General features: G+C 43.0%; 7 protein-coding genes and 1 tRNA gene. 1 reads left to right on the forward strand and 7 read right to left on the reverse strand.

Going from position 1 to position 7,316, the window contains the following annotated elements:
• Positions 1-146 precede the first annotated feature (146 nt).
• From AC5M9B_RS03865 to rlmD, 7 genes are all read right to left on the reverse strand, one after another.
• A tRNA-Asn gene (locus AC5M9B_RS03865) sits at positions 147-222 on the reverse strand.
• A gap of 96 nt (positions 223-318) precedes the next feature.
• Positions 319-678: a roadblock/LC7 domain-containing protein gene (locus AC5M9B_RS03870; protein WP_003743735.1), complete on the reverse strand. Its 360-nt coding sequence runs from the start codon at positions 676-678 to the stop codon at positions 319-321.
• Positions 679-717: 39 nt separating this feature from the next.
• Positions 718-1,359 (reverse strand): peptidase M23, encoded by a 642-nt coding sequence (locus AC5M9B_RS03875; protein ID WP_070654376.1) that lies wholly within the window; start codon positions 1,357-1,359, stop codon positions 718-720.
• Positions 1,360-1,364: 5 nt separating this feature from the next.
• The gene (locus tag AC5M9B_RS03880; RefSeq protein WP_003743737.1) at positions 1,365-1,901 is read right to left on the reverse strand and encodes a GTP-binding protein; all 537 of its coding nucleotides are present in this window, start codon (positions 1,899-1,901) and stop codon (positions 1,365-1,367) included.
• Positions 1,902-1,913: 12 nt separating this feature from the next.
• Complete coding sequence (locus AC5M9B_RS03885) at positions 1,914-3,008, reverse strand: response regulator (RefSeq protein ID WP_070654375.1); 1,095 nt, start codon at positions 3,006-3,008, stop codon at positions 1,914-1,916.
• Positions 3,009-3,032: 24 nt separating this feature from the next.
• Entirely contained in the window at positions 3,033-4,484 is a 1,452-nt protein-coding gene (locus AC5M9B_RS03890) for a tetratricopeptide repeat protein (protein WP_487648278.1), read from the reverse strand.
• 145 nt (positions 4,485-4,629) lie between these two features.
• Positions 4,630-6,006 (reverse strand): 23S rRNA (uracil(1939)-C(5))-methyltransferase RlmD, encoded by a 1,377-nt coding sequence (gene rlmD, locus AC5M9B_RS03895; protein WP_070654373.1) that lies wholly within the window; start codon positions 6,004-6,006, stop codon positions 4,630-4,632.
• Positions 6,007-6,101: 95 nt separating this feature from the next.
• Between rlmD and AC5M9B_RS03900 the strand changes: the two genes are divergently transcribed.
• Positions 6,102-7,100: a L,D-transpeptidase gene (locus tag AC5M9B_RS03900; protein ID WP_070654372.1), complete on the forward strand. Its 999-nt coding sequence runs from the start codon at positions 6,102-6,104 to the stop codon at positions 7,098-7,100.
• Positions 7,101-7,316 lie beyond the last annotated feature (216 nt).

Here is a 7,316-nt window from a genome sequence, read left to right on the forward strand (position 1 = left end):
AAGAAGGTGCTCATGAGAAATCCCCTAAATGTCTTGGTGGGAATTTAGGGGATTTTGGGGAATTTTGCAAAGGTCTCCTTCTGAAATATTTCAGACGACCTCTCAGTGAATAAGGCAAAAGCCTGAAATAATCAGGCTTTTATAATTGGCTCCCCGACCTGGGCTCGAACCAGGGACCTGCGGATTAACAGTCCGTCGCTCTACCGACTGAGCTATCGGGGAAAGATTTCGGATTATAGAGAAAGAAGTAACTTACGTCAACACTATTTTAAAAAATACAATGGTGTAAGTTCCTAAAATACGGATAAATACCGGAATTTATAGAATTTCAGCAATATGCTTCGCAGCACGCTTGGCATCCAACAAAATCAAGCCCAGCTTACCGCTTTCTCTTGCCATCAAAGCCAAAACCGCGTTTTCTCCTGCCTGACTCAGCAAAATATAACCAGTCTTCCCTTTCACCATAACCTGATCAAGCTCACCGCAAGCCAACTCATGGACGGAGCGGTTACCCAATGCCAACAATGTTGCTGACATCGCACCAACACGGTCTGCATTTAAATGCGACGGCAACATAGTTGCAATAGGCAAACCGTCAGTAGAAATAACGGCTGAAGCAGTAATATCAGGAGAGGTATTATTCAAATCGCTTAATACAGAAATCAATAATTGTTGCATACATATTCCATTCTAAAATAATAATCGGTATATAGTGTGTTAACGGCTGCCATAGCGGTGGTATAAAACTTTGACCAAGGTTACAAATGCCTCCTTGTTCAAGTCAGGCATACCGCCGATAACCAAAATCAACTTGGTATTACCGATATATAAAGGGAAGAAAGTCAACTCACTTTGTCCTGAAGGATCGCAAATACCCCATGCATTATTATTAATATGCAGATTATTACGGATTAATAGGCGATGGCTACTGTCCATCTTTGTTACTTCACTGGCCAAAAGCCCCAACTCTTCGGCAGCCTCGTGATGGAAATTCGCATTTGCAAAATACAATCCGTTCTCATCTGCCAATAATGCCTTACCTGAGCTTGAAAGTTGCTCCAATACAGAAGGCAATTGCTCGTCAGTAAGATGTATCTCCTCATTACTGACATTTTCATCACCATACAGAAACTCAAGGCGTTGCAGGCGGTACAGCAAATTCAAAGCGGTATCAATATTACTGGTATCTGCCCATGCCAAAATTTTCTCACTGCTGATAACCTCTGTCGGACTTGCCTTCAGCAAGCTATATAACAAAGTGCGGCTGGCACTGGGGGTATCACTCGTCACCGCATAATATGCCCCTGCCGGTGTAACTTTAGGATATAAATTTGATTGTAAAGAAAGAGTCGATTCCATTTATTTTATACCTCTAAACCCGGGTCGATTGAGAACAACATTGCACTTACCAATTGTTTTACATCATCTTCTCTTCGAGCATCAATCTCAAATACCGGCACATTAAAATTATTTTGAGCCAAGTATTTCTGATAAACGTCAACGCTTGGCAGTGATCGAATATCCATCTTAGTAACACCGACAACCAGCGGGGCTTTTTTCAATAATTCACGAAAAGCCTCTAAGAAAAATTGCAGGTCTTTTAGTGGGTTAGTACGGGTATTATCCAAAAGCAGAACCAAACCCATACTACCTTGACTTAAAATTTCCCACATAAAATTAAAACGTTCCTGCCCTGGTGTACCATAAAGATGGACTTTCACCTCTTCATCCAAATGAATAACTCCATAATCCATTGCTACAGTAGTATAACCTTTTCGCACCAACGTCATATCGGAAGCTGATGCGTCCGTTTGTACAGGAGGTTCATCCGACAAAGCTGAAATAGCTGTTGTTTTACCCACTCCGACCGGACCGGTAAAGATAATCTTATTTTCCTTCATTACATGTCCTTCTTATCGTTTTCCCAATAACTTACGCATCAATCGTTGCAGCAGTCCGCGTGGTTGCTCTTGCGACGGTCCTGCAATCTTCTCGGCATCTTTTACCATCTGACTATCAGGCACATTGCTATTTACATCAACTTGTTCGGAAACGTTGGTCTGATTGTGTGCGTATTCAGTGTCCGTTGCCAAGAAACCAGTTACAGAGGTAGCTGCAAGATAATTCAATATATCGGGCATCTCCAACGGCATAACCTTATAGAGGATATTCAGATTAACCGATGTTTTAGTCAGAAAGGCGGACAGCCTCATAGATTCAGGCACAGGAGCCAGCCTGGTCAGATTGGGCCAACGTTTCAATGTAAAAATAGTTTGAGGCGTCATCGGATAAATCAGACGACCTTGTGCGGTCCAAATCGCCATCTGCCACAGACAAGACATAATGGTAACTTTGGCTTTTTCCTTCCATTGAGGATTGTCAGGCACTACTTTGCATACCACAGAAAGATTGTCGTCTTTGCAAAGGCTCTCCAAATCATGCGCATTAACAGTCAACAAAACACGCTGAATACTTGGGAAAACTATCAATACTGGCTTACCTTCATGTAAAACAGCAATATCCTGATGACCTTGACTAGCGAATTTCAATGCTCCCAACAATCCTTTATTCGGGTTAAATCGTTTGATTGTTGCTTTTCGCTCTCCTTCGGCACCACCATTACCCTGAGTATTTTGTTTTGCTGTCTCACTATCAGCGGGATTAAAAACATTGCCTCCTTGAGCTAAACTTCTCAATACAGGAAACAAGGTATCGAATTTGACTGGCTTAGGGAGATATGGCGTCTCCACAGAAGGTTCTTGTGAGCAAAACATCGCAACTGGAATATCGGAATATTCGATTTTCAACGTTTTCCAAGTCTCAATACCGTCAGCCGTATCTGTATCTACCAGAACCAAATCCGGCTTTTCAACAGAATCAGTACCGATGATTTGATAATTCGTCGTATTGTGCATTTTGAAAGCCATACGGAATACAGCTTCCTGCTGCTCATCCATATCACGAAGCATAACCCGTATGGTTTTAATTTTAGGTAACAGATTGTCCATAGATGGTACTCTCTAAATGTTATTTTATTTTTTTGAATATTGATTTACGCGTTGAAGCAAGCGGCTCATAGCCAAAATAACCTCTTCCGGCAAACTGACAACCCGTTCACGCAAGATACGTAAGAACTGTTCCAAACGTGCCCAGTCTTCAACTCTTTCGTAAAGATCAAACAACATGATATATAACTGAGACTCTTGCGGATATTGCAGTACAGCCTGCTCTAAAGTATCAACAGCCAAATCCAACTGACCATACATCAATAAGGACTCGACTTCTTTTAGAGCCTCATCAGCAGGTGATGAATTCATGCTGATAACGGACGAGTCTTTTTGTACCAAATCTCGGTATTTCGCTTTCATTTGCAAAGAAGTGGGCTGTAAATAACCTCTGGCCAAACCAATTTCTTTCACGCGATTCTCATTTGGTCCCTTTTCCAAATCATCAAAAACCTCATGGTAACCTAGACTATATCCCCAGCCGAGCATCCGTTCTTTCACTTGGCGGCCATATTGTCCGAGTGAGTGATAAAGCTTCCATAAATGTTGCGCGAACTGACCAATTTCTTCATTTTGGTAGTCCAACTTCAAAGCATCAATAATTAAGCTGGCAGGTTTTGGAGAGGTTTGAATAGCACGGTTGTATTGTTGTACTGCTGTTTTATAATCAACCTTATCCTTCAAAATTTTCGCACCATGCTCAGGCTTAACAAATCCAATGACTGCACCCATTTCCTCGGGGGTGATGTCATTAAATTCTTTTTTCCCTAACACAATTAAAGAACGTTTTGAAGCTTGAGAAGTTGGAGAAGTGTGCTGAACATCATCTGAAGAAGTTGAATCCGATTCTGAAGAATCTTCGATTCCTGAAGGTTCACCAATTCTGCGCTCAATTTCCTGCAAGCTCCATCTCAAACGCTCCTCAGCCAAAACACGCAGGCGCAAGTGCGTCGGCTCAGTCATTAAACCAACCTTAACGTATTCAGCCAAACTCTCCTCGGACAAAACCAATCCGTGTTTTTCCAACGCATCAGCCAACATATCGACATTGCCTACGCGGAGGCTCAACCCGATTAATTCATGAACCAGCTTTTCGGGAGCCCCATCGCCCAACCCGTTCAGATACCCTGCCAAAGACTCTGCAGCCTTGCTTTCATAACCGAACTGTTTGTACACCTGATATTCAGTCAGAGGATCGACTTCCTGAGCAGATACTGATGCCGTTGAACCCGAAGTCTCGCCACCACCCCATTCCCAATCCTGTTGTTTAGTATCAGAAACAGACTGATTGACCTGATCCATCCAATCCGGAGTAACAGCATCCTCATCTTTTTGATTTGGTTTGTTATGATGTATTGATGATTTGGCAACCTTAGTTGTTTTTTTATGTGTCGTTCCGCTTTGCTTGAAACGGACAAACAACAATACAACCAACAAAAGCGCCAACAATACGATTAAAAGTGAATAATCCAAGAACACCTCCCGTTACTGTGGAGCAGCAAACAAACTATATTTTATATTCATATCCGGCAACCATCAAAATTGCCGAATCATCTTATTTTCTGAGTGAATTATGATAACATGATTCAACCGATAATTACATAAAAAACCATTTTGCAAATACCTATATACCATTTTCCAAATCGAAGACACCTATAGATTCGACATGCGAAGTCTGTGCAAACATATTCATTACGCCTGCAAATTTCAGCCTATAACCCTTATTTACCAATACTTCCGCATCTCTGGCAAAGGTTGCCGGATTGCAAGAAACATATACTATCTTTACCGGCAAATACGGAGCATGTAGTGATTTGACAACAGCATAGGCACCACCTCTCGGGGGATCAAGCAACATCTTGTCGAATTGACCCCATGACGCTACCACAGCCTCATCTGTTTCAAACAAATCCGCTTCAAAGAAGGATACCCTATCGGAACAACCGTTAGCCGAAGCATTGTTTCGAGCCCTCTTAACCAACGAACCTTCACCTTCAATTCCAACCACTTCAGCCCCGCTTTTTGCCATAGGGATACTGAAGTTTCCAAGCCCGCAAAACAAATCTGCAATACGCTCGTTTTTCTGAATATCCAGAAGTTTCAAAGCTCTGCCAACCATCACTCCATTTAAACCTGCATTAATCTGGATGAAATCCCCGGGTTTGTACGGCATTTCAACCTCAAACTCAGGCAAAGCATATCCCAAAGGCTGACAATCTTTTGGATAGAATAGCTGAGCCTCCTGTCTTCCGGCTTGCAGCCAAATCTGCCACTGCTTTTTCTCACAACGTAGTATCGTATCAAACCATTTTTCAAGTTGTCTCAATTTTTGACTAGGCGGTTTTTTTCTGGAACAAATGTTCAAAACCGTTAGTTTTTCACTATTGAAAAATTCAATAAATAGCAAATCCAAATCTATCAAACTTTGCAACATTTGCTTTATTTTTGGCAACTTCTCAGAAATATGAGCCGGCAACACCACGCATGAATCGACATCAATCACTTCATGGCTCTTTTTTGCCTTAAAACCGATTTTCAGATGACCACCTGCATCCTTTGAAATACTCAGTTTGACACGATCCCGATAATGCCATGGCGTTCCATATATAGCAGGGAGAATCTGCTCAGGTCGGATTTTGCCGATGCGTTCCAACTGTTCTTCCATAATGCGTTGCTTAAATGCAATCTGGGCTGTCGGATCGATGTGCTGTATTGAGCAACCGCCACATGTATCAAAATGCCTACACTTCGGTTTAACTCGATTTTCCGAATATCGGATGATGTCAATTACCCGTGCTTCATCAAATTGTTTTTTCGAACGTATGATTTCAAACCGTACCCGTTCTCCCGGCATCGCTCCCTCAATAAACAATGCCTTACCATCAACGCGCGCAACACCTCTTCCTTCATAATCCAAAGAAAAAACATCTGCCTCGCCATCATATCGCTTATTATCTGTCAGCATCTTCATCAAGAAAATCCATTTTGCCCGACAGGGCATATTTCGTTTGCAAAAACGTGTATTTTCGCACAAAACCAAAAAGATTCAGGTATGATTGCCCGAAATATTTCCACCCCCTTTTTAAATTTTAAAACATGAAAAAAATTCTCTTCAGTACAAGCCTCGCGGCTCTGACCGCCTACGCAACTGCCAACACACCCGTTCCTGATGTTTCGCCCGTTTCACAAGGTCAACATGTTGTCATCAACATTCCGCAACAGCGTCTGTTCCTCTATACCGACGGACAACTAACAAAAATTTATCCTGTTGCTGTCGGCAAAGCCATGACCCAAACAAACCTTGGGGAACACAAAATCGGAGCCAAAGCTTTTAATCCTACTTGGCACATTCCGAAATCTATTCAGAAAGAACGCGGAGACGGCGTCAAATCCGTACCGCCCGGCCCCAATAATCCTCTGGGTCCTGTTTTTGTCCGTTTGGGCGACCCGAAATTCAGTTTGGGCATTCACGGCACGAACGCGCCTGCCAGCGTACCGGGTGTCCGCAGCCACGGTTGCGTGCGCATGAAGTCTCCGGATGCGCTTGAATTTGCAAAAACCATCGCAACCGGCGCCCCTGCTTCTGTTATTTACCAACTTGCCAGCCTCAACGAAGATGCCAATAAAAATCTTTGGCTGGCTGCATATCGCGATCCTTACAATAAAAAGAACCTCGATACCGATGCCCTGAAAAAAAGTATTGCCGCTTGGGCTAAGGCGCACGGCAAAACGATTAATGCCGCCCGTATTGATGCAATTTTGAAGGCGCGTACCGGGGCGACAAACTGTTTGACCTGTGCTAAAGGCGTCAAATTGAAAACCCCGCTGAAATCCTTGGCATGGATGAGTGGCTCCAGTGCCTTCAGCAAACCGAAAGTCATGCCGAAACCCGCCCCTGTGAAAGATGAAGTATTGCCTACCGGTTCTGAAATCGAAATAGATGCCGAAGATACTCCGACTCCGAAAGCAGCTTCGGAATACTCGCCGAGAAAACCCAAAGCTGCCGAATACACCCCTCCGCCGGCAGCTTCTACACCTTCCTATCCAAAATATGATCTGCCGGCAGACGGAGATCCTACTTCATTGCTGTTTTAAGTAGAGATTGCCCTATAACTGTTTAAAATAGAATAGGTTGCTCACCATTTATTCTGCATGAACAGGAATAACCGTTAGGTAAGTTGCCTTTATAAGGTCGTCTGAAAACTTGTCTTCCATGTTTTCAGACGACTTTTCTTTTATAGTGGATTAAATTTAAATCAGGACAAGGCGACGAAGCCGCAGACAGTACAAATAGTACGGCAAGGCGAGGCA

It is taken from the genome of Neisseria flava, from assembly GCF_982712965.1.

What these genes read in the sequence shown, in the direction of transcription:
- AC5M9B_RS03870 (WP_003743735.1), bottom strand. Translation starts at nt 678, where the DNA reads ATGCAACAATTATTGATTTCTGTATTAAGCGATTTGAATAATACCTCT.
- AC5M9B_RS03875 (WP_070654376.1), bottom strand. Translation starts at nt 1,359, where the DNA reads ATGGAATCGACTCTTTCTTTACAATCAAATTTATATCCTAAAGTTACA.
- AC5M9B_RS03880 (WP_003743737.1), bottom strand. Translation starts at nt 1,901, where the DNA reads ATGAAGGAAAATAAGATTATCTTTACCGGTCCGGTCGGAGTGGGTAAA.
- AC5M9B_RS03885 (WP_070654375.1), bottom strand. Translation starts at nt 3,008, where the DNA reads ATGGACAATCTGTTACCTAAAATTAAAACCATACGGGTTATGCTTCGT.
- rlmD (WP_070654373.1), bottom strand. Translation starts at nt 6,006, where the DNA reads ATGCCCTGTCGGGCAAAATGGATTTTCTTGATGAAGATGCTGACAGAT.
- AC5M9B_RS03900 (WP_070654372.1), top strand. Translation starts at nt 6,102, where the DNA reads ATGAAAAAAATTCTCTTCAGTACAAGCCTCGCGGCTCTGACCGCCTAC.